Source organism: Streptosporangium sp. NPDC049078 (genome assembly GCF_040648855.1).
In the GTDB taxonomy this organism is placed as follows: Bacteria; Actinomycetota; Actinomycetes; order Streptosporangiales; family Streptosporangiaceae; genus Streptosporangium.
Genome location: NZ_JBEZEL010000013.1, coordinates 26,300 through 49,635 on the forward strand (window position 1 = coordinate 26,300; position 23,336 = coordinate 49,635).

Here is a 23,336-nt window from a genome sequence, read left to right on the forward strand (position 1 = left end):
TGTGGACATCGACACAGCCGTGCTCTGTCGCAATCGGCGAGAAGGTGAGAACGTGGAAGCGCTTCATCGATCTTGACGCAGGTCAGGCGACGTGGGCGGTCGCTCGCATCCCAAGGAGGTCCATGTGCTGGACAGGGACGATGCGCAGTGGCTGGGCCGCAAACCCGTCGTGCTGGGCATGATCCATCTGCAGCCGCTGCCGGGCACCCCGTTTTACCACGAGGGCAGCTTCCCGCAGATTTTGCGAACGGCGGTGGAGTCGGCGCGCGCCTTGTACGACGGCGGCGCGGATGGAGGTCTGATCCAGACTGTGGATCGGGTCTATGCCCCCGGTGAGGAGAGTGATCCCGCGCGGATCGCCGCGCTCAGTCTCATCACCCGTGCGGTCACCGATGCCGTCGGCCCCGACTTCCGGGTGGGCGTGCAACTGATGCGCAACGCGGTACAGGCATCGCTGGCCGTCGCCAAAGTCGCCGGCGGTGCTTTCGTACGGGCAGGCGCGATCGTGGGGGCGACCCTCACCACGCACGGCATGGTCGAAGCCGATCCGCTGGCGGTGATGGAGTACCGCAAGAAGATCGATGCCTGGGATGTGAAGATCATCGCCGAGGTGGAGTCGATGCACTACACCTGGTTCGGCGGTGGCAAGACGGTCGCCGACGTCGCCAGGGCGGCTCGGCAGGTCGGCGCGGACGCGGTGTCGCTGTGCCACCCCGATGAGGCGCGAGTGCTGGAGATGATCGCCTCGGTGCGTGCCGCCGCGCCGGATCTGCCGATCATCCTGGCCGGTCACACCAATCACGACAACGCTGCCAGGCTGCTGGCTGCGCCCGAGGGCGCCGACGGTGCGTTCGTCGGCACCTGCCTGGAAGGTGACGGCTGGGGCAGCGCCATCGTCGCCGACAAGGTCAAGGCGTACGTGGACATCGTGCGTGCGGGAACGCGGTGATCTCGGCCCTCGGCGATGACGCCGAGAAGGTGAGCTTCCGGTGCTGACGGCGGCAGAAGACAAGGAGGAACACGATGACCCCCTCCTACACCCTCGCTGAGATGCTGCGCCAGGCAGACGCCCTGGCCGGGGACCTGCGCACTCTGCACGGCCAGGCGCTGGAACAGATCCGCAGCCTGCCAGTTGTTGGGGACCGGCTGGCGATTTCACGGGTGTACCTGGTGGGCAGCGGCGACTCCTACCACGCCGCGTTGGCCGCGCAGATGGCCTTTCATCGGTTGGCGGGGGTGTCGTGTGAGCCGTTGAGTGCGCTGCGCATGCTGGAGTACGGTGCCGCCTGGGAGCAGGACGACGCGCTGCTCTCGGGTGCGCTGGTGATCGGGATCTCGGCCTCCGGCGGTAACCGGCGCCTCATCCAGGGGCTGGAGCGAGCCGCTGAGCACGGTGCCCGCACCCTCGCCATCACCGCTACCGCGCACAGCCCGCTCACCCAGGCGGCCGACCATGCTGTGGTACTTCCGCTGGCGGGGTTACGGCCCTGCCCCGGGATCCGCACTTACCAGGCCAGCCTGCTCGGCTTGCTGCTCACCGCCGTCGAACTGGGCCGACAGCGCGGTCACCGATCGGCGTACGCCGATGCGCTCAACCGGGAGGTGCTGGCCGCAGCCGACGCAGTCGAGGCCACCACCGGGGCACTGCGCTCGCGGTGCGACCAGCTCGCTGACCGAATCGCTGACGCGCCGGTGACGATGGTCCTCGGCAGCGGCCCCGGCTACGGCACCGCCCTGTTCGCCGCTGCGAAACTCATCGAGGCCGCTGGGGTGTTCGCTGCTGGGCAGGACTTGGAGGAGTGGGAGCACGTCGAGGTCCTGGCGCATCCTCGCGACATGCCGACCTTGGTGATCGCCACGCCGGGTCGCAGCCGCAGCCATGCTCTGCGGGTGGCCGCCCGCGCACGCGGTTATGGGCGAACTGTTATCGCCGTGGCCGACGACGGTGACCACGACCTGGCCGAGACCGCTCATGTGGTGTTGCCGGCGCTCGGCACGGTCCGTGAGGAGTTCTCCGGGCTGGTGTCTCACCTGTTCGCCGGCCCGCTGGCCTGCTTCGTGGCTGAACGCCTGAACCGACTGCCGTTTACGACCAACCGCCCGTAAGAGCATGAAGGGGTGACGCATGATGACCTCACCCTCTGACCTGGTGGCTCAGAGGGTGAGGTGTAAATCACGTACAGCGCAACTCTCGGTGGGGATGCCCCGGCTGAGCCTGCTGGGACTGCTCGTCTAGGACGGCGGTCCCATCAGAAAATGGGCGAGTGCCAGGAGGATGGGAATCGTAACCCCGGCGCCACCTGCCCCTGCCAGGATGGCGTTAGGCAGGCTCATTCCCCCCTGCTGCGCCAACCAGACACCAACGATGCCGACGATCGTGGCCAAGATGAGGATGATCGCGGCCAGAAGTACACGAGCAACCAACTGTCCCATAGGTCCTCCAGATCGAGACTTACCGGACCTGGATTGCAAGACGAGTCACGAACTGGTTAGTCTACTTGTGGGTACAAGAGTTCAGCATCTGACCCGCTAGCCGGTCCGGTGATGAATTTTCTTCAGGGCTCGGAGCCGCGCCAACGGTTTCGAGCCCTTTCCTTTTTCGCTCGTCCAACGTCTGTTGGCGGGCTTTTCTCCACGAGCATTCGATTCGAGGCGGGGAGCGCCCTGTGCTCAATGAGGCGTAGTCGCCCACAGTCGGCATCGTAATTTTTCTCCAACAAGTTTCGGATGACGTTTCGGATCCGAGAAGTGCATCCTAACCGTATCAGCTCATTGGTGGGGGTGGTGGGGTCTGTCGGAAAAAAAGAGAGTCTGAGCGGGTTTGACCGGGGGTCAAGCAGCTTGTTAAAAATACAAAAGCTTCCATTCTGTACAGATATCGCCCTTCTGTGTGGGTTGCTAACGGGTCTACGCTTGTGTATTGTTTGTCGTTTGGACAAGCGGGCAATACTGAAGGTGATTAATGATCAACTAATAGTGACGATCCAATTAATCGATGTGGTTAAAAGTTCCCAAAAATGGACATTTTACCCCTAGTGTTTCTCTGTGTGATCAATGAAACACTCTTTGTGTTGGTGAATTTCTGTGCAAGTATACTGTGATGGCTGCGGTTGAATGTGTTAAGGTCTAGCTGGCCGTGAGGCCTGGGGCTTTCGAAGAAAAGAAGCCGACTTGCGGTTCTTCGTGTGTTCCTATTAGCATGCCTCGGTCTAGTAGTGTGTTGTATTCTTCGCAGCTGGTCTCCGGCAGCAGGACACACGCATGGCAAGCCGCTCGATTGAGATTGTCGATCCCGGAAACCTGGCTCTCAATGCACAGCGGGTCGGCTGAGCACCACGAGACTCGGTCAAGGGCCCGATGGATTGACGCGCTGAGGTCGCCGGACTCGACCTGTGCGACGATGCCGCCGAGGCTTCCCGCTGAGTCACTCGTTGCGGTGTAAATGAGTAGCCCGGCCATGGTGTCCGAGACGTAGAGTCGCTCCCGCAATGAGGCCGCCGGATAGCCGGAGTCGAGGCTCCATTCGTTGATGATGGCGTGGGCGAGTGTGTGGATGAGGACCAGGCGCGGAGTGACCAAGCGGTCCGGCTCGGCTCCCCGGCTCAAGAAGCGTTGCCGATACCCTTCGCCGAGGGGTGCGATGCGATCGACTACCTCTGGGCGCTTTTCCCATTCGGCGAGGCGCTGCTGGTCGAGAGTGAGGAAGACGCCTTCGCCGATGACCTCGATGGCGGGCAGCCAGTCAGGGCGGTCGTCGTCTCGGTGGAGCGACGCCAGACGCTTCCTGTCTCCCGGGGTAGGGGATTCGATGCGCGTGAACGCCTCCAGGACGCGCACCTCACGAAGACGTTTGACCCGCATCACCTGGTCGACGGCCAGGGCCGGGTCGAGTACGAGGTTGTCCGGCGGGACACACACGAAGTCCTGGTCTCCGGAGGTCTCCGGCGTTGTGTTAGCAAGCGCTTGGTACTCCTGGGTTTTGAGGTCGGCCTCGGAGTAGTCTTCCAATCCAGCCTCAATGCGACGCCGTTGCTCGACGGCCTCCACAATGTCGTCGATACCGAAGGACTTTCCTTTGGTCAGTTCCATGTCTTCGACGGTGTCACGAAGGTGGCGAGTCTTACCCAGCGTTTTCCAATGCTTCTCGATCAGCTTGTGAATCGCCTCAGACCAAGGCGGGATCGAGAGCGCGGAGCGGACCGCCGAGAACCAGACTCCTGAAGCACCTCGCTGCATGCCTCGCGGGATTTCGTCGCATTGTTGAGCCTGATCGCTTCCAAGCCAGGGACGTTGTCCTGTGCACCTGGCAATCCCTTTCAGAGCGCCCTTGCTGAGAGCGCCTTCCAATGAGACCCGCTTACCACACTTGCAGGCGACGACGATGTCGCGAAGGGCGGCGCTGCGTCCCGTGGCCTCAATGGTCATCTCATGTTCGGTCCCCGTGCCCGGAGAGCCGGCGTGAACCCAACGAAAGTACGGGAAGTCGTCGATGTGACCGTTTCCGCAGCACACCACGAATCGAGAGGGTACGAGTTCGCGATCGTGCACCTTGCACTTGGCGGTACCGCGATGATTTCCCCACTTCCAGTGCTCCTTGAGGGTGCCGGACTCGGGGCAGGAATGCCATACCGGGAAGCGGATCACCGGCACGTCGCCTTTGCCCTCGTACTGCGATGCCGGGGGCAGGCGGAATCCGCGAACCTGAAGCTGTCTCTGGAGTCTGGGTTCACGGATGAAATGTTCGTCGTCGTCACCGGAATCGGACCAGCGATCAATTCCAGCGATCATGTACGAGTTGCTCTCGACTGCGATAAGCGAGCCGACGCCGTACGTGGTGATGAGTTGTGCTCGTCGCACACCACCGATGGAGTTTCGACTCATCGCAGTCCCCTGTCCAGATAAAGCATGGATTCTACATCCACATCACGCAGACTCCACAAAGTCGGCATGGTGTCCGAGATCTCGTCGTTGGATTGGTCGTATCGGCCGGCGTCCATCAGAAGGCCGTTGCCGGGATTCCTGAAGTCGTCGTAAACGAGATTGGGTTCGTCGTCGGCGCGCTCAAGCCATTGGCCGATGACCTCGTCGATCTGCTTTGCGGTGGCCGCTCGCTCGGCTTCGTCCGCGACCTTCTCCACCCGATCAAGAACGGTGTCGCAGTGTTCTCTCAGCTTGCTCTCGAAGTCGCCGATCGACGCCGCAGCGTTCTTAGGCCGCGCCTCCGGGATGAGGAGTCGCGCGAGTCCGATGACCACGGCGTGGATCGCACGGTCACGGGCACGCGCTGAGAACGGCGTGACGCTCGTGGCCTCAACCTGTCGGTACAGCGCCGAATGGTAGGCAGTGAAGTTCTCGTAGTGGGAGCGGTCACGTGAGCGCATCGAGTTGAACAGCGTTGTGACCAGGCCGGGCCATGTGCGGCCGACTCGACTGGTTGCCTGGATGTACTCCGATGTCGACTGGGGTTGTCCCATGACGACCATCAGCCCAAGGCGATCGACGTCGACTCCTACAGAGATCATGTTGGTCGCGAGGATCACATCGATGGCTTCCTCGGGGAGGGACTTCGCCATGTCCTGTAAATGCCGAGGTATCGCACTGGAGGGTTCGCGGCTGGTGAGTTCAATATCCCAGAGGATCTCGCGTTCTTCCTGGTCAAGCTGTTTGGCGAGCAATCCCAACCGATCGCTCACGTCGTCCTGGACCTGTAGCTTGGCGCCCGCGAGGAGACGCAGGCTGTTGAAATAGCCGAGCAGCGTCCAGTAAGCGTCTCGAACCTGATCCGTGCCCTCGATCGCTTTGGAGTGGTGTAGGAACGAGGCGTACGCCCTGACCAGGAGGGTCGTCTGGCTGGTGGCAGGGGCGAGCAGCCCCACGTACAGCCGACTTGCCTTTTCCGTCGGAGGTGTTTCCACGGAGAAGTACGAATCTCGGGCATCCAACCCTGGGGGAGGGAACTGGCTGACCCGACGGTTGAAAAGTGCCAGCCCCTGCCGGGAAGCTCGGCGGATCGTGGCCGTGGATGCCACGATCTTCGGGTGTTCGGCGGCGAGATCCACCGCTGTCTCGTAAAGGCCGGCGAGGGTGCCCAGAGGGCCGGATATGAGGTGTAGCTCGTCCTGAATGATCAGTTCCGGTGCGGGCTCCTTGGTCGTGAGGTTGAAGAGTTTCGCGACCTGGTCCCCTCTCCAAGGGATGCTCGCGAACTTGTCCGCAGTGGCGATGATCAAAGTCGGTCTCGCCGCATAGATGGTCTCGTCCACGACATGGACAGGGAGACCGTCCTGGAATTCGCATCCGTCGGTTCCACATGCGATCGTCAGCCGGTCGACCGTGATCACATAGTTGCGGTAGTCCATGGCATGGCCGCACCATGGGCAGGACCTGATCTGGACGGGGTTCTTTTCCTGTACTTCTTCCCGTCGGCCAAGCTTTCTGAGGGCGGTTTTCGCGTCGTCGAGGCTGTTGGGGGTCGAGCCCTGGCCGACCCACATGCCTATGGAGATTTCCGCACTTCCGAGCGATGAAGGCTGTCCGCGGCGAATCGATTCCATGCAGCACATGAGCAGAGCGGCTCGTTCGAACTGCTGGACCGTCAACAGTCGCAAGGTGTAGCGCATGAGCACGGTAACCCCTCCGCCGTTGCCGGGGTCACGGAGGCGCCGGAGGAAAACCGTGAAGGCGATCAGGCCAAGGTATGCCTCGGTTTTGCCGCCACCGGTGGGAAACCACAGGACGTCGGCAATTTCGCGGTCCGGCGAGTTCTTGTCCACCACTCCACCGAGTGAGAGCAGGACGAAGGCGATCTGGAAGGGGCGCCAGATGCCCTTCGACTCGTCGGGCCCGCCGGCGGGGCGTCCTTTCTTCAACCAGTCCGTTCTCGCACGTTGCATCGCCATGGCCCGGTTGGCCAATCGGAACGCCTCCATGACGGAACCGGTCAGGAGCCCGATGCCGGCTTCCATCCGATCGCACGCCTCGTCGCACACCTTGAGGTGTTCAAGCGCGATCTTCCTGAAGTCGGTGTCGACGAGTTGTTCGGCCTGGACTCGGCGGTCTCCGATCCAGCCGCGATATCCGGAGGTGAGGCCCTTGAGGGCCGAGACGATTTCCGAATCAGTGGCGCTCGCCAAGTACGCCATACCCAAGGATCGTGTGTCGATTTCTGGGTTCGAGTCGGCCAGTCGGAGGTCGTAGGTGGGAACGAAGGTCGTTCGGATCCGTTGCGCGGCCCGGATCGAAGCCACATCGTTGACCTCGTTCGGCGCGTGTTCCCACTCGACGGCGCATCCGTGGCCGGTGGCGAAGGTCGGTGCGTGGCGGTAGAGCAGCCGGTACGAGTTCAACTCCTCGTCACCGTCCGACTTTCCGGGGGGCATGCGTTCGACGAACGCCGCTGCCTCGTCGGGCGCCGTCACAGTGATGCGCGGCTGGAAGAACGACACCGCGTCTCGATCTCCTCCGTGTGAGACCTCGACGGTGTTCAGGAGAGCTATCGTGACGGCGACAACACCCTGATCGTTCGCCGGACGGATGCGCGTAAAGAGTTCCAGGCCCTCCGCGGCCTCGCTCCGACACTGACCGGGTGTGGTTACATCCACCGACTTAAGTGGGATGGGCAGCGGACGGCGTTGCCAACGCTCGTCGATGTTGTCCGTGGACCGCTTGCGAACCCGTTCTACGGAGCTCTCCGACACATACTGCGCGGCTTCCACCAGCACGGTAATCGTCTTGCTGACGTTCGTGTCGACGGCGAAGGTCAGACCCATGGAGGAGGGGTAACGGACGTTGGCCATGGTGACGGCAGGGTCCGGTACAGAGTCGGGGTCTTGGCCTTCCGTCTCCGCATCGAGCGACATCTCCGCTTCGGCGGACTCGCTCTCATCCTGCGGGAAAAGGATCCCGGCCGCGTACTTGGTGATGGGACGGTCGGTGATTACCTCGCTGTTCTCGGAGTCCATCGGTCCGACGAGATCAAGCTCTATCTGTCTGACCAACTCGGACCTGAACCGGTAATGCTCGGAAAACTTCACTTCCGCTCCCTGGGGGGCCATTCGAATCTTCCCAGTCCCGCAATCCGCGGACGTAGCCAGACACCTGACCAGCCCAACCCGCTGTTCTCTCCTGCGGCGTCGCTGCCGACAACGGTCTCGACGCAGTCCACGTACAAATCGTTGATCGACAGTGGCCACTCATGCCGATCACGTCCGGGCAGGGTCTGCTTGAGCACCTGAGAGAAGGCGACCGAGGTCACTCCGACCGGAGTGCCGTCGTGCTTCACGATGTACGAAGGCGGTCCGTCATAGCCTGAGGATGATGCCCGGACCAATGACACAAGATCGCCGGAAGCGACTTTGGTGGCAAGGTAGAGCTGAGTGGCCAAGGGGTCGGCCGTGAAGCCGGTGGTTCCCGCCGGGTCCTCCGTATGGATGTCCTCTGCTTGAATCTCAATGCCAAAACGGGCGTTTTTGTATTTGCCGAAGCCGGCTTCGCCCCAGCGTCCGTGTGAGAACTTCCTTAGATGGCCGTTCTGGAGTGTATTGACCGACCGAATGTGAAGGAGAAGATCGCGGGGACGGGTCATGGCCACATACAGTGTTCGGGCGTTCTCGGCCTGCTCTACAGGGTCTTTACCGGCCTCACTCGGGTCGACCACGATCACCTGATCGAACTCCAGCCCCTTGACCCTGTGAATGGTGGAGACGACAAGTGTGGCTGGGGGCTGACGTGTCAGCTCGTCGGGCACGTCACCTCTGGCAAGGTGATTTCGCACATCCGACAGGTTCAGGCTTTTGCTGCGTCGGTTGGTGTCCATCCGCTTGAGGAGCGGCCAGATCTCGTCGGTCTCGAGGCCGTTCTCCGTGAGGACGGAGGCGACGTCGTTCTGTCCGACCCTCGAATCGGGTCGCCGGAAAAGCTCGGCCATCCATTTGGGGATCACTCTGTCCTGTGCGGACCGCTGCAGCCTGTGTGTGACTCCGCTCCTGTGGAGTTCGCGTGAGACGAGAAGTGCCTCTCCGTTCGTACGGCACAGCAGCGCGGTGGGTGTCGTCAGTTCGGTGAGCAGGGGGACGGCGTCCTCCAACGAGCCGAGAGGCATGCTGTCGAGCAGCTCGGTGCGGAGCCTTCGTTGTATGCCCGCGTAGTCGGCGTTCTCCTGCCCCAGCTCCGAACCTACGGCGAGTGCCACCCGAGCTTCGTCGTGTCGCGCACGGAAGTTCTCGGTCAACTCCCTCTCGATCAGCTTCTTCCCGAAGCGGGCTCGAACCCAGGAATAGAGGGCGGCGGCACCGCGAATACGGTCCTTCGGGTCGTCGAGTTGGAAGCCGTAGATTCCTTGGGCGGGATCACCCAGCAGCGTGAACCCCCCGGAGACCCTCTCCAGCAGCACCTTCACCAGCTCGGCCCGGATACCGATCAGGTCCTGGACCTCGTCGACAACAAGATGACGAATGTCGGCCGCGAGGTCACCGGCCTGGTCGTCGTCGCGGAGAAGGCTCGTCGCCTCGCGGATCCGCTGATCGTAGGACGAGTGCTGCCAGGTGCCCTCCGGGGTGATCTCAGAAAGCAGCTGGGTGGCGTACGAGTCAAAGGTGCGCACTTCGACATGTTGAGCATTTTCGCCGTACACAGCCAGCCGGTCACGGACCTCCCGAACCGCAGCACGGGAGAAGCTGAGGACAAGAACCTCGTCCGCGCCCAGTCCTTCGTCTTCGATCAAAAAGCTCAATCTGCGGATCAGCGTGAAGGTTTTTCCGGTTCCGGCGCCTGCGGTGACGAGTAGTCGAGCGTCGCCCGGTTGCTCGGCGACGTCACGTTGCTCGTCGGTGAGTTCCATCACCTCACTCACCGTTCCACAGATACTCGAACTGTCGGAAGGCGAGTTGCTCACCGTACTGCGCGATGTTGTCGGCGACGTTGACGATAAGGCACTCCTCCTTGCCGCCGTTTCTCGGTCCTCGAAGACCACGACCGATCATCTGCTGGTACACGTTGGGACTGTACGTGGGGCGGGCCACCACCACGGCCCGCGTCGCCGGGGCGTCGAAGCCCTGGCTGAGGACGCCGTAGTTCGTCAGCACGCGGATCTTCCCTTGGCGGAACTGTTCGATGCTGTGGCGTCGCAGGCCGTCGTCGGTACTTCCGGAGAGCGCGGCGGCTTTCACACCTCTACGAACAAGAAGAGCGGCCATGGCCTGGGCGTGGCTGACAGACGTGGCGAAGAGGAGGATCTGCCAGTCCTCGGGAAGGTCGCAGATCTCGTCGAGGAGCATGTTGTTGCGCTCCTGGTCGGAACCGAGCCTCTCCTCGGCGCTGGCCGGCAGGCGGCGAAGCTGCTGCAAATTCTCCTGTTCGTTCTCGGTTAGTTCCAGCGTGGCCCCTTTGAGGACCTTGTGTTGAACACGAGCCAGGACGCCCAGTTCCTGAAGGGTGAGGTAGGGGTTCTCACCAAGAATTTCCGAACCGTCTCGATCGTGGTCGAGGCGGTTCTTCAGATACCGGCGGGCCAGACGTTCGGTCTCGTCGACGCTGACCCCTCGGAAGGGAGTCGCACTGAGACCGATCAGGGGGCATCGGGTGCGGTGCGGTGTCAGGCCGAGTTCCTCCAGCATCCGCGTGTATCGAGGGCTGATGGAGGTGTGTGCCTCGTCGACGATTACCGCCTGGGCGTTGCGGAGCCACTCGTACCCCTCGGTACCGATCACGATCTCGAGTTTGGCGTCGGTGGCGACGACCAGATGGAACCCCTCGGTTACCGGATCGGCCTCGTTACCCGACCAGAGACGACTGATGGTGAGAGGTTTGGTGGGGCCGATGTTCTTCCACACGAAATGCCACGTCTGCACTGCCTGCTCGCACAGTTCTTCCGACTGGGCAATCCACAACACCGGTTGGGACGCCCGCTCGTCTGGAAGTGTGCGCAGTGTGCGTGTGATGGCTTCCACTGCGACACGGGTTTTGCCGGCACCGGTCGGCAGACTGAGCATGCCGCGTTGTTGTTGTGGATCTTTACTCTGCAGGACCTCGCACATCCGTTGGACCATGCGTTCCTGGTACTCGTGCAGGGGAGGGAAATCGACCGGTCCCTCCACCGTGATGAACGGCTCCAGCGACGGACGGCGGAATCCCGCGAACTCCGCAGGGAAGCCCAGGTCCTCGGTGAACTTCCTGGCCTCGTGACCACCCGCCATCTGGGTGGGGAGTGTGAAGCCGCTTTTTTCCAGCTCGGGACGATATTCCCTGAGAACCGCCGTCCCGTGGACGGAGATCGCGAGCTCAGCCGCGGTGCGGTCGTCAATCTTTCCCTCTTTGGCCTCGACCGCGTCGATGACGATCTGAGGGATCTTCTCCTTGATGGTCTTGGCAGGAAGCATGGCGAGGAGTTTGTCGGCAGCGTTTTTCTCGTTACGGACCTTGACGACCCGCTTGCTTCGTCTGGCCTCCTCCTGCTGACGCAGCACCTGCCGACAGCGCTCCTCGGTGAAGCCGAGATTGAGCAGCGCACTGAGCCTGCGTATGAGTTCGAGGTCGTCCTCTCTTTCACGCCAGTAGACGGTGTCATCCTGGCGGCCTATGTCGAGAGGTTGTGAGATCTGACCGGAGGGCGTGCGGATCAGTTCGTCGAGTTCTTTGCACCGCACCAGAGCCAGGCGCTGCGCGGGTCGGCCGGCGACAAGCCGTAGGGCGGGAAAGACGTCTTCCAACGGGGTCGCCTCGCCGAGAGGGGTCGCCCGAAGTTCGGTGACGAGCGCCTCGTCGAACGACTTCATTCCCCACTCTTCGACGAGCCTCGCGCAGATCTGGGAGTCGGGGGCGAGAACGGCGGGGACGTCGTGGAAAAGCAGTCGTTTGTACTGGGCCTCGTCGGCGGTGACGGCGACGTCCGAAGTGGGAGACACGGTCCATCCGTCTCGCTGCCGACACCGGACCTCGTCGGGAGCGGACAGGACGGTTTCCGCCAGTCCGTAGAACGCCCCCACCTCTGCAGCGTCTTCACTTGTTGCGATTTTCTCGAAGAGAACGGACCAGAGGCTTCCCGGAATCTGTTCCAGGCGCTCCGGGAGCTTGAGAGCTGCGGAGAGAGCCGCGTCGATCTTTGCTACGGGAAGGATGTGGGAATGCTCTTCGAGCCCAAGCCCGAGGCACTGTCGCACAGGTAGAAGTCCGCGAGATGTCGGCAGTGTGCCGTGCCGTTTCACCATCCAGATCAAAGGAGAAACGACCGCGAGGGGAGCGTCAGTTCGCCGTGTCCTGGCGCGGACGTGCCACTGGGTGACCAGACCCACGGAAGGTATGGCTGTGAGGAAGCGGGCGCATGCTTCCTTGCTCAGGCGTGGGAGCAGACCCAGTGGTCCGGATGGGTTGGTGCCCTCCAACAGGATGCTCTGTTCGCTCGGCCTTCCCACATTTGAGGGAAGCTTTTTGTAGTAGAGATCGAGAACCTGTTCCCGATATGTCGTGAACCAAGCTTCCTGCGACGGATCCACGGAGACATGCGGGCCGTCCAACATGCCCAGGGCACGGAGCATCCCGATGTCGGCCTGGTGGAATGCGGTGTCGACGACGAGGTCGTGATCGGACGCCGAGCCCTCCGGAATCACACGGCCGGGCAGCAGGCAGTTGTGCAGGGGCAGAAAACGGTTTGCCCGCACCCGAACCTTAAGTTGACGGGGACTCACTCCGAGCTCTTGGAGGTGTCCAACGGCTCGCTCGGCTCCCGCCTGGCGGGCGAGCTGCCAGAACCTCTCCCAGTCGGTGTCCTGATAGTTTCTGAACCCCTGCTTGACGACTGCGGCGAACCGTCCCAGTGCGTCTGCTTCACGAATTCCCAGTACTCCCAAGGCCCATGAGGCCGTTGAATCCTCTTCCAACTTCGGGTCGACAAAGATCAGGTCATCCGTGGAGAGATCCAGTGAAGTGCGCCTGAAGACCGTATCCGCGATGGGCGCAACCATCTCGCCCGACTCTGTTCGTAGAATCCGCGCCTGTCGAGCCTGCTCGGCGTAGGTGGACTCTCTGTGGGCCATGTCGGCCACGATCGACAGTGCTACCGCGGACGCGGCGACACTGCCGTCCGAAACGAGGGCCTCCAGCCATACGCGGACGCTGCTGGACTTTCTGCCGGCACGCTCCAAGATGATCTCGGCTCGGGACCTCCGAGTGGTCTCTTCGATCGACTCGTGGCACCAGTCGACAGGGCGTCCGGGATAAGCGGCCCAGAGGGTCAGCCACTCCTTGTTCAATTTCTCCGGATGCAGCTTGATCTCAATAGGCTTCCTGAGGCGTCCTGTCTGGTCGGGAAGCGAAGGGCGCTTGGCCGCGAAATCGTAAACCAGGTTGGTCAACATGCCGTCCGCCCAGTTTCGGGCTTCCCTACCGCGAGCCGTGATCAGAGTCAGGTGGCGGGCCGGATCCTCCGAGGTGGACAACTCGGAGAGGGAGTTGACGATGAGTTCGGCTGCAGCCGCCATCAACTCTTCGTTGAACGTGTTGTTCTGGAGCAGGTTCTGGCGATCTTCGTTGGTCTTCCACGGAGCATTGAGCACGCCTCGGAGCGTGGTCTCGTAGGTTGTCGGGAAGAACGCCCAGAACTGGCCCGGTCCTGGTTGGCCCGACGTAGGGACCGCCCACGCCAATGGAATCCGGGTGCGATCGTGATATTCACCCGCGTCCTGCCGAGCCTTGTCCGTCGGTGTATGGATGGTCTCGAACACCACCCACTCGGTGGTGTTCGTGCCACCGTCCTCCTTGGTGAGCAGGGTGCGCCGGGCTCCCTCACCGGTGACGTGGATCTCGCGGCGGATCACATTCCGAAGATCTTTGCGATCTTCGAGGATCACCTTCCCGACATGCGGGGAGAAGATCGCGAATTTGGCAGGGAAGTCTTTGAGGTCGCGTGCGAGTCGGGCGGCGTGATCGCCGGTGAGTGGAAGCTTTATCACCGTGGTGGCCCACGTCATGAGCTCGTCGAGGACGGAGTCTCTACGACGTTCGGTGGCAGGTTCCAGGAGATGTGCGATTCGTAGGACAGGCGTCGGACCGCTGTATTCGACCCTGCTGGTGATGCTGTGACGAGCCTGAACGGCATCCCAGCCGAACGATCCGGTCCTACTGAAGAACTGCGGACGGTTGGAGATGCTCAGCACCGACTTGAAGCCAAGCCCGAAGCGGCCGATCTCGGTGCCACGCTTCCGTGACAGATGGGAGGCCAGGATCGTCTGGGCACCTTCGGGGGTAACCGGCGTACCGAGATTGGCGCAGTAGAGGGTGTCCTCGGTGAGGACAACCTGGATGCTTCCCCCTGGTTCGTTTTGGAGTTCGTCCGCACCGTTCTGAACCAGCTCGTACAGCTGGCGGCGACCGTATCCGCCCTGAGTGGTCGACCGCTCGATGTTCGCATGTTCTTCGATCAGCGTCGGGTTGGCCTCGTAGGAGCGTAGGCACATCTCCGATTGACGCAGGACGATCTGTGACACCGGGGTATCTGCGCCTGCCCACGGCCGTGCGTTGTCTGAGTCGGCAGCAGGTGAGGGGCGGGCGTCAGTCACTGATCTGACTCCTTGTACTGGAACGAATACTTGGAGGAAACGTCGACGTGTCGGTAGGAGGTTGAAGCGGTCGGCACCCAATCTTTTCATTGGTCGCTGATTGCGCTTGCTGAATCATCGTATTGAAGCTTTGTTGGTTTGGGGTTTCCCGAGAATCAATATTCGATGATACATTCGAAAGAATGTTTTCTTATCGAATGTCAGATCGATTCCATCGCGACTGGAACTCTCAATCCTCGATCTTGGCGAGGCGATAGAACCCCGGAGGCAATGCCGAGTCGTCCTCGTGCGAAAGGATCAGCCATCCTTCGTCCACGAGGTCGCGGATCTCCTGGCGCCACGTTGGCACCCCCGCTACCTGTTCAAGCTGCTTGGGGGCTGCGGGCCAAGGGCAGAGGTGCAGCAGGTATTCGATGATTCTTTCCTTGGGTTTGGCGCCTTTGATCGAATCGATAATCCGCTGGCTCTGTGCCACCTCTTCGGCGAGCTGAGCGTCGTCGAGCCGGTAGGGGGCGCTTGAACCGGAACCGAGGCAGTTGATGTCCCAGCCGACAGCCCTCAGTTCACGGATGCGCCGCGCCCACTCGCGGATGCCGGACACGCCTTCCAGGGCATGAGGGGGAACGGTTTCGGCCACGTGGCCGCGGAGGTAGAGGAGCAATGCGCTACGCGCTCCTCCCAGGAGGGTCTGTCGCACGTCGGCGGAGGCGTCCCGTGCGTCGGAGAGAAAGCCGCCAAGCTTGGCCGCCGTTTCCAGCCAATCGACTGCGGTCAGATCGTCTCTGGGTGTGGTTCGGACCAGTTCGAGCGCTTGTTCCAGGGACTTCTCCAGGTCGTCGAGCTGTGCTCCAAGTCCCCGTGATGTTGAGCTCATGTGATTACTCCTCGGCCGATGCTGCGCGCTTTGGGCTCTCCTGCTTGTTGCAACTTCTCGCGGTCAGATTAGGCAATGCGTCTGACAGGATTCGCGTGAAGCGGCCGTTTGAGGGAGAAACCGACAGTGAGGTGTTCCGGATTCCCGGGTAGGTCGATGAGCTGCGATGTCCAACCTGACCGTTGGCTCCTCGCCACACACGCTCAGGGGAAAACGTTCGCGCCGCCGGCGCTCAGCTTCCATCATGATGTCTGCAGAGAGGAAGGGTAAACGATACAGGCATCAAGGATGCGCTGCAGAGTCGGATGGGACTTGGAGCCGACACCGTCCAGTCTCTCCGGGCTGTGTTGCTCTGGACTCCTGGAACAGGTCAAGTGTGTCGGCCACCTGGGAAGTTTAAAGGCTCCACGCAGCCGAGCAGCAAATCGTTTCCGACCACTATGACTCAGGGGCGAGGGCTTCGTTCTTGAAGGCGAGCTGGTACACGAAGCGCGCGAGTGCCTCACCGAGTTTGGGAGGCACTGCGTTGCCGATCTGCCGGGCAACCTCGGTTTTGGATCCTACGAAGATGAAGTCGTCGGGAAAGCTCTGGATTATCGCCGCCTCGCGATGAGTGATCGGGCGATCGTATTCAGGATGTAGGTAACGCCCCTTCTCCGGCTTGTAGAACTCCGTCCTGATCGTGACGCTGGGCCTGTTCCACCAAAGTCGGCCCATCACATCGGTCGTCCCGGTGGGCTTGTTCGCCCAGCACCGAGGTTCCAGATCCGGACGGTTGCGCCGAAGGTCGAAGCGGTTGCCCCCTTCGGGGATCGCACGATAACGCTCCAGGGACATCTGCGTGGGATTGCGCCTGATGTGGAGGTTTTGGCGGCCCTGATCGTCGAAGGTGATCTCAGTGTGCTCGGGGTGTTCGGGCAACTCCGCGATCTTCTCCCGCAGTGTCACATATGGGGTCTTCTCTTTGGATTCAGGTCCATGAGTCGGTTCCGGAGGCCAGGGAACCTCGTCCATGTCGCGTATGGCGACGAAGATCCCCCTTTTGCGCGTCTGTGGCACTCCGTAGTCGGCGGCGTTGAGCACACCGAAGTTGTACCCGTACGCCTTGAGGTCCTCATCGGTGGCCATGAGCTCCAGCAAGCGAGCGAACTGCGCGGACTTCTGGAACTCCGGCACGTTCTCGATGACGAATGCCTTGGGCCGCACCTGTCGGACAGCCATCAGGTACTGCTGCCACAACTCGTTGATCTCGGCACGGCTCTCGTCGCTGCGATCACGTCCCAGAGGGCTGAATCCTTGGCACGGAGGACCACCGATGAGGACGTCGGCGGTCGGATAGTCGTCAAGGGGCACGTCTTCGATGGGGCCGTCGTGGACAGGGCACCCGAAGTTCTGCTTGAAGGTTCTTGCTGCGGCCCCGTCGATCTCAACCGCGTACACCGGCTCGAATCCGAGGTTGGCCTGTTTGAACCCCTGGGCCAGCCCGCCCGCCCCTGCGAACAGGTCGATCGTGCGGATCACCCTGGTCATTCAAGCCTCCTGTGTCTGTAAGGGTCGCCCTGTACCTCTCGACACCCGCGAGACCGAAGTCTCTCAGGTGTCAGGTGATCCTGAAGACGACCCGAGAGACAGTGAACACCTCCAAGGCGAAAAAATCGAGCGCCTGTTCGCACTGGGTCCAACGAACCGCCTTACAGTCGGACGTCGACAGAGGTCGTACGGTTGTCGCCGTGACCAGATCCACGGAGTCATGGGCGTCGAGCGAGGCCACGAGGGCGAGTATGAGGTCCAACAAGGGCCGTGATACCAAGCCTGAACTGGCCTTACGCCGTGCTGTGCACGCGCTGGGGTTGCGCTACCGAGTCTCGTACCGTCCGCTCAAAGCGATTCGCCGAACTGCGGATCTCGTATTCACGAGGGCGAAAGTGGCGGTCTTCATGGACGGCTGTTTCTGGCACGGCTGTCCTCAGCACCACACGGTGGCGGTTACGAACGCCGGCTTCTGGGCCGAGAAGGTTCGGCGAACGCGGGAACGCGACGCGGAGACCGACCGATTGCTGGCCGAGGCGGGATGGCGCGTAGTTCGCGTCTGGGAGCACGAGGATCCGGTGCAAGCAGCGCGACGAGTCGAGACGATGGTCCGGCCGTATGCGGCCGATGCACTTCATAAGTGAAAAAATCGACATAAGAGCATATGGTTCATCACGTGATCTAGAAAAATCGGGTCGTGTGATCGGAGGACCGAATGTCTCTGGTGACCACCGCTCTCGAAGTCGCGAAGCTCTTCGTGGCAGCTCCCGATGCTCGCCATAAGTTCAACGGTTGGAGCACGAACCCCAGACGTCGCCACGTGGTCAAGCATGTGATGGCGCATCGTACAGAGACTGTTTATCGCCTCTCACCTGCAGACATGGAGGTTCTTCTCCATCAGGAAGGACATGCTCTTGGGAACACCGTCGGCACGCAGGCGAGAGAAATCGAAAGCATCGATCGGTGGAACCCTGCGTTCGCCTTCACACACGTCTTTCACTACATCCTGGAGTCGAAGGGGGCGTTCCCTACCTGGGACGACGCGCGCGCTTTCCTGCAGAGCGACGAGACGGCTCGGAGCATGCTGTGGGACCCTGCGCTGGAGAAAATCCAGGAGGTCTGCCGTGAAGGGTGGAGCCGGGAACGCGTTGAAGCCGCAGTCACGTGGCGCGTCGGAAACTTCTACTACTCGTTTTTGAGGGAAATCTATACGGTGGTTCTCCTCCGTGCCGCCGGGTTGGATGTTCGCGTCCATCCGTTGGCCGACGCACTCTTCAGAGCGGACGCTTGGTGTGGACGCACCGTAGTCACGATCTACGTCCGTAACCCCCAATACCGGGATGGGCGTGTGGGGCGTAAGCAGCCCGCCGAATCAATCCTCGCAGGCGCCGATCCGCCGTTTTCCTTCCACGCGATTGCGCTTCCACCGGCTTCCGAATTCGGGGAGGCCCACCTCCCCGATGACAATGAGATCCAAAAGGCGATCACAGCTATGAGGTAAGAAAAATGCCGGTATCGGAACGGGCTCCACTGTCGATGAAGCCTGTGCTGCAACATGATACGTCGCGGCGAGAGCATAGACATTTTGACGAGCTATGGGTCAACAGGTTCATGAAGAGCTCAGGCGAGGGTGGCGATTCATAGCATGGAATATTTCTTCCAAGGTCGGGGAGCGTCTTTGAAGTCGGCCAACAGGTCGAACAGTGCGGCGGCCTGAACCACGAGTTCGGACGGAAGCCCGCCGTCGTGGAGTTCTGAGACCGCCTCGCGTGGCTCGTCGCTCCATCGCCGACTGCGGTCGGCCACGCTGGGGAAGTGCTCAGGGGTGGCGCCGGATGAGACCACCGGTTGATCTCCTCGGCCAGTTCAGAGGATGGCCCATGCTCCTGGGCCGACACGTGCCCGAGTAAGGCGAGTGTCCGGTCGGCCTTGTGGGCCGGCATCGGTGCTGATGCTTGGCTGAGGACTTCACCCAGCACGACGGTGCGGAGCTTCTGCACCGCGAGTAGCGCGGTGGTGTCGGTGCACGGCCTCATGCATTGTTGCGCGTGCGGGATACCGCTGATCACGAACAGCCTGGTTGTCGAACACCAATTGATCTCCAACCATGTGGAGTTTGATGAATTATGCAGTTGGCGACCTTGAGGGCGACATGTGTAGATTTGACTGAATCCGGTACCCCTTGCCAGAAAGTCTGACAGATATAAACACGTCTTGTGCGTGAATGGTCTCAGGTGATCCGCTATATTTGCGAGCTTAGCTATCGCCTGTTTTTTGTTTCATGATCTTTATGTGAGGTAGCGACATCTTTGCCTTCGGCCGGCTCACCCGGGCAAACGGAATCGACCCCCGTGGTTTCACCTATGCCGTGATCGATCTGGAGACAACGGGGCTTAACCCTGCACGCGGCTCGCGGATCTGTGAGGTAGGCATCGTTCGGATGCGCGGGGACGGCGTGGTCCTTGACGAATACTCCACACTCGTCGACCCCGGCATGCGAATCACCAACGACGAATATCACGGCATTACGAACGCCGACGTCAAAGGTGCCCCGACCTTCGAGCAGGTCGCCGGCGACCTACTTGCTTATGTCAGTGGAACGATCGTCGTCGGCCACAACCTGGAGTTCGAAGACAAGTTCCTCACAGCCGAGTTCGGTCGCCTCGGGATCAACCTTCCCGCGATCCCGGGCCTGTGCACGCTGGTGATGTCTCGAATGCATCTCGACCTATACGGCTACCGCCTCGACGAGATTGCCAACCTGGTCACCGGTGAGTGGCCCCGCGCCGCACACTCCGCGCTTGGCGACGCTCGAACGTTGGCATTGACCCTGTCGAAGTTCATCTCTGAGGCGCCACAGCGTCTCGTCTGGGCCGGTGGGGCGCCGGTTCCTCTGCCGCCGTATCCCCGAACCGGATTCATCGCCCCTCGCGCCGCAGGACTACGAAGGGGTACGGAGGGCTGGCTGGCCACGCTGACAGCTCGTTTACCTCTCATGGCGCAATCCCCCATGCCTCGCCCGCAGGGGGTGGCGGAATATCAGGCCATGCTTGGTCACGCGCTCGCCGACGGTCGCATCGTGGGAGAGGAGGCCGGACAGCTCGCGGTGCTCGCGGCACGGGCGGGCCTGACCCAGACAACCGCGCGTCAAGTACATGAACACTTCCTCGCCACCGTACGCGCCCGAGCCGAGGCAGACGGGATAGTGACACCCGTTGAACTCAAGGAGCTCCAGCGCGCGGCGAAGGAACTCGCAGCCTCTCACTTGATCAGCGACCTGGAGGAGGTCGCCAGGGCCGACCGGGCAAAGAAGAACGGACCGCTCAAGGGGTGGCGCCTTCTGCCGGTAGGCGACGCCTCCGGCGAGGTTATGGACTTCGCGGTCACGAACGGAGCCACGGCCGCAGTCAACGTGACCAAGACCGTTCGTTTGGTGATCGCTGCTGATGCGGCTGACGATCCGCGTGTGATGAAGGCGCTGGCCGAGGGGATTCGGGTGGTCACTCCAGAACAGGCGCTGGAGATTCTGCAGGCTGAGATCAGTGCCAAGCGTGGGGGGTTGTTCGCCAACCCCGAGGGACAGGTGTTGTCGGAGCGGTTGGCAGCCGAACGTGAGCAGCAAGCCCGACCAGGACGCCCGGAGTGGCATGAGGCTTGGCGTCGACGGGAGCTGAGCCCCGCCGATTACAGGAAGGAGTTCGTCGACCGCCACACCGAGTGGAACAGGACTCCGAGGGGTGAGCGTGTCGTTCATGTGTCTGTACAGCCGCAGTCCTCTCCCCGTGCCCAGCGCGTAAACAAGACGGCGGCTAAGCAGAGTGGCTGCGCAGGCGTCCTGCTTGTCATCGGGGGAGTCGGCGCGGTACTCGCCGAAGTCCTACGTCAGGTCCTCGCCTAAACGGTGCGGCTTTCGGCCAGAGCGTGATTGAGGCTCACCCGGTCTCCGCTCGGCAACCAGAAGTCGTTGCCGGGCAGTGCGATCCCGGACGCTGGGCGCCGAGAAAGCAACTGGCCCTGCTCATTCGCGACATGGTCAGACTTCGCCGGGCAGGCTGATGGTGAATGCCAGGCCGTCGTCGTAGTCGAGGTTCAGCTGCAGATGGGACTTCATTACTTCGAGGTCGCTGAAATCGACGACGTCGCGGCTGTAACGGAACAGCGAGAACGCCGTTGGCCTGTCATGCCGTACGTCGTGGGCGAGGGGGCGAGCCGCGGCGAGCACGTCCAACAGGCGGTCGTCCTCGTTCTGTGGAATGCCGGTGCGGGCGGTGTCCTCGTCGGTCCACATCACGGTGTCGGCCCACGCTGCGGCGGTGAACGCGACGGGCGGGAAGCCGATATCGGTGCGGAGTGCTTGAGGGACGTCGATGAGGGTGCCGTCGGCCAGGGCGTCGGCATGGCTTCGCCGGTCGGTACGCCGTACGTCGTCTCGTGACGGAGTGATCCACTCGATGTGGACGCCGCTCAGGACGTCGTCCCGGGCGCGGCCGGTGTTCCGGACGATTGTGTATGCCGTTCCGCAGGAGCAGTGGGCAATGCCGCGAACAGTCCATCCAGGGCCGTGGTATCGAGTCTTCGTGCCGTGGTAGGTGACGGTGCTGCCGATTGGCGCGTACGCCTTATAGGCGGTACACGCGGCGGCGGCAGCGCTGCTGAAAGCGGTGCCGAGCAGCTCGCATTCGACACACAGGAGAGTCTGGCCGATGCGGCAGACGCGGGCGTGGGCGGACCAGGTGGCCCGGGCGGCGTTTGCGGTGGTCCGGGCGGTGAGGGCCACGGTACGCAGGTCGGTCGTCACGGGTGCCGCCGGGGCGGTGGTCTGGTTCTTGTCGCTGTCCATGTAGCCCTCTAACATTGTCCGACTAGATGGACAATGTTAGAGGGTGAGACTTTGTCAAAGGGGACAGACAAAGAAAAAGAGTCTCGCTCAAACGCAAGACTCAGCGACTACCTTTTCGGCTTCGGGCCCCCGCCCGCCCCCTGCCCCGGTCGGCCTGCACTCCATGCGCGCCACTCCGCTTCCCGTTCCGGCAACCAGCCTTTCACCGCCGACCTGCCCTCCCCGATCTCCGCGTCCGGCTTCGGATGCGGGTGTGTCTCCGCGTATCGATCCAGCCACTTTGTCACCGTGCTCGGTGACACCTCGAACCACGCGGCGACACCGGCCACACCCACGTAGCGGATCACCTCCGCCCTCTCGTTCCGCTGTCCGCTCATACGGACAAAGTAACCCAAGGGTGGCCTCCCATCGACCGTCCCACTCGTTGATGACCGAGTGAGTGTCGCCGTAGCCCCGTGCCTGCGGGGAGAAGGTAGGCGGCCAGTCGTGCCCACCGCCCAGATCTCCCACCCCGTAACCGCGATCGGGACTACCGTCGAGGCCATACGAGCCGCTGGCCTGGCAGTCATCCTCGAAGGGGGATCCCCGCAGGCGAATGCAACCAGTGCTACACGGCCTGCGCCGACGATCCCAGGGAGAGCTGATCGTGAAACCCCAGTGGGACGACCTCCCCAGCAACGTGCGCGCCGCCGTCGAGCAGCAGGTCGGCCAGGTCCTCAAGGCCGACCCCGTGACCAAGGGGCTCATGCCAGGGCTCACTGCCCGCCTGTACACCGATGACTACAGGATCGTCTTCCTCAAGGCCGTCCCCACCGCCAACCCGGCCGCGCCCCTCTACGAGCGCGAACGACGAGCCGGTGCCGTACTGCCACCCGGCCTGCCCGCGCCCCACCTGCGCTGGAGCGGCGAAGTGGACGGGTGGATCGTGCTGCTGCACGAGTACGTCGACGGCCGCGACGCCGATCTGTCGCCCGGTTCGCCGGATGTGCCGCTCGTGCTGGACACCCTGGTCGTCCTGAACGAGGCGCTCACCCCGTGCCCCGGCGGGCTTCCGGAGGTCGCGGTGAACATCGCGGGACTCCAGGCCAAGGCCGCGGCCCTGCTCGCCGGGGAGCTGCCGGACCGGGCCATGTACGAGACGGCCCTCACCACGTTCAGCCTCGACGCGCTGGAGGGGGACACCCTTCTCCACTACGACCTGCACCCCGGCAACTTCCGGATCGACGACGGGCGAGCGTACGTCATCGACTGGGCGTTCGCGGTGCGCGGTGCCGCGTGGGTGGACGCCGTTATGCTCGCTCCCCGCCTCATCGAGGCGGGCCACACCCCGGAGCAGACCGAGGCGCTTCTGGCCCGCGTACCGGCCTGGCAGTCAGCACCCGCGGACGCGGTCACCGGCCTGGCCGCGCTGTGGACGCTGTTCCGCCTGCACAAGGCGCGGTTCGGCCCGGAGGAAGGGCGCGGTTTCCGTGCGCGGGCCGCCGAGGCAGGGCGAGCATGGGTGCACCATCGCTCCACCTGACCGGTTGCCACGTCATTCACC

General features: G+C 62.4%; 14 protein-coding genes. 6 read left to right on the forward strand and 8 right to left on the reverse strand.

Going from position 1 to position 23,336, the window contains the following annotated elements; genetic code table 11:
* The first annotated feature begins 124 nt into the window (after window positions 1-124).
* Together AB0B90_RS22680 and AB0B90_RS22685 are read left to right on the forward strand one after the other, a co-directional pair.
* Complete coding sequence (locus AB0B90_RS22680) at window positions 125-949, forward strand: BtpA/SgcQ family protein (RefSeq protein ID WP_362924526.1); 825 nt, start codon at window positions 125-127, stop codon at window positions 947-949.
* A 74-nt stretch (window positions 950-1,023) separates the two neighbouring features.
* Window positions 1,024-2,106: an SIS domain-containing protein gene (locus AB0B90_RS22685; RefSeq protein WP_362924528.1), complete on the forward strand. Its 1,083-nt coding sequence runs from the start codon at window positions 1,024-1,026 to the stop codon at window positions 2,104-2,106.
* Window positions 2,107-2,232: 126 nt separating this feature from the next.
* On the opposite strand, the gene AB0B90_RS22690 is transcribed toward AB0B90_RS22685, so the two are convergent.
* The 7 genes from AB0B90_RS22690 to AB0B90_RS22720 all read right to left on the reverse strand — a co-directional run bounded on the left by AB0B90_RS22690 (window position 2,233) and on the right by AB0B90_RS22720 (window position 16,953).
* Window positions 2,233-2,433 (reverse strand): hypothetical protein, encoded by a 201-nt coding sequence (locus tag AB0B90_RS22690; RefSeq protein ID WP_362924530.1) that lies wholly within the window; start codon window positions 2,431-2,433, stop codon window positions 2,233-2,235.
* A gap of 693 nt (window positions 2,434-3,126) precedes the next feature.
* Window positions 3,127-4,881: a DUF1998 domain-containing protein gene (locus AB0B90_RS22695; RefSeq protein ID WP_362924532.1), complete on the reverse strand. Its 1,755-nt coding sequence runs from the start codon at window positions 4,879-4,881 to the stop codon at window positions 3,127-3,129.
* Entirely contained in the window at window positions 4,878-8,033 is a 3,156-nt protein-coding gene (locus AB0B90_RS22700) for a helicase-related protein (RefSeq protein ID WP_362924534.1), read from the reverse strand. Before AB0B90_RS22700 ends, AB0B90_RS22695 begins: the two co-directional genes overlap by 4 nt.
* A complete protein-coding gene (locus tag AB0B90_RS22705) occupies window positions 8,030-9,850 on the reverse strand; it encodes a UvrD-helicase domain-containing protein (protein WP_362924536.1) in 1,821 nt (606 codons plus the stop codon). Before AB0B90_RS22705 ends, AB0B90_RS22700 begins: the two co-directional genes overlap by 4 nt.
* Complete coding sequence (locus AB0B90_RS22710) at window positions 9,843-14,549, reverse strand: DEAD/DEAH box helicase family protein (RefSeq protein WP_362924538.1); 4,707 nt, start codon at window positions 14,547-14,549, stop codon at window positions 9,843-9,845. The genes AB0B90_RS22705 and AB0B90_RS22710 overlap by 8 nt, the downstream gene beginning before the upstream one ends.
* 229 nt (window positions 14,550-14,778) lie before the next feature.
* On the reverse strand, window positions 14,779-15,423 hold the full coding sequence (locus tag AB0B90_RS22715; protein WP_362924540.1) for a hypothetical protein: 645 nt from the start codon (window positions 15,421-15,423) through the stop codon (window positions 14,779-14,781).
* Between the two features lie 438 nt (window positions 15,424-15,861).
* On the reverse strand, window positions 15,862-16,953 hold the full coding sequence (locus AB0B90_RS22720) for a DNA cytosine methyltransferase (protein WP_362924542.1): 1,092 nt from the start codon (window positions 16,951-16,953) through the stop codon (window positions 15,862-15,864).
* A 200-nt stretch (window positions 16,954-17,153) separates the two neighbouring features.
* On the opposite strand from AB0B90_RS22720, the gene AB0B90_RS22725 reads away from it, so the two are divergent.
* The 3 genes from AB0B90_RS22725 (at window position 17,154) to AB0B90_RS22735 (ending at window position 20,851) form a co-directional block, all read left to right on the forward strand.
* Window positions 17,154-17,597: a very short patch repair endonuclease gene (locus AB0B90_RS22725; RefSeq protein ID WP_362924544.1), complete on the forward strand. Its 444-nt coding sequence runs from the start codon at window positions 17,154-17,156 to the stop codon at window positions 17,595-17,597.
* 71 nt (window positions 17,598-17,668) lie between these two features.
* Window positions 17,669-18,454 carry a hypothetical protein gene (locus AB0B90_RS22730; protein WP_362924546.1) on the forward strand — a complete coding sequence of 262 codons (786 nt, stop codon included), beginning with the start codon at window positions 17,669-17,671 and terminating at the stop codon, window positions 18,452-18,454.
* Between the two features lie 867 nt (window positions 18,455-19,321).
* Window positions 19,322-20,851: a 3'-5' exonuclease gene (locus AB0B90_RS22735; RefSeq protein ID WP_362924548.1), complete on the forward strand. Its 1,530-nt coding sequence runs from the start codon at window positions 19,322-19,324 to the stop codon at window positions 20,849-20,851.
* Between the two features lie 135 nt (window positions 20,852-20,986).
* Here the strand turns inward: AB0B90_RS22735 and AB0B90_RS22740 are convergent, their stop codons facing one another.
* Window positions 20,987-21,793, reverse strand: a complete 807-nt coding sequence (locus AB0B90_RS22740; protein ID WP_362924550.1) for a hypothetical protein — start codon at window positions 21,791-21,793, stop codon at window positions 20,987-20,989.
* Between the two features lie 646 nt (window positions 21,794-22,439).
* Between AB0B90_RS22740 and AB0B90_RS22745 the strand changes: the two genes are divergently transcribed.
* The gene (locus tag AB0B90_RS22745) at window positions 22,440-23,315 is read left to right on the forward strand and encodes a phosphotransferase (RefSeq protein ID WP_362924552.1); all 876 of its coding nucleotides are present in this window, start codon (window positions 22,440-22,442) and stop codon (window positions 23,313-23,315) included.
* Window positions 23,316-23,336 lie beyond the last annotated feature (21 nt).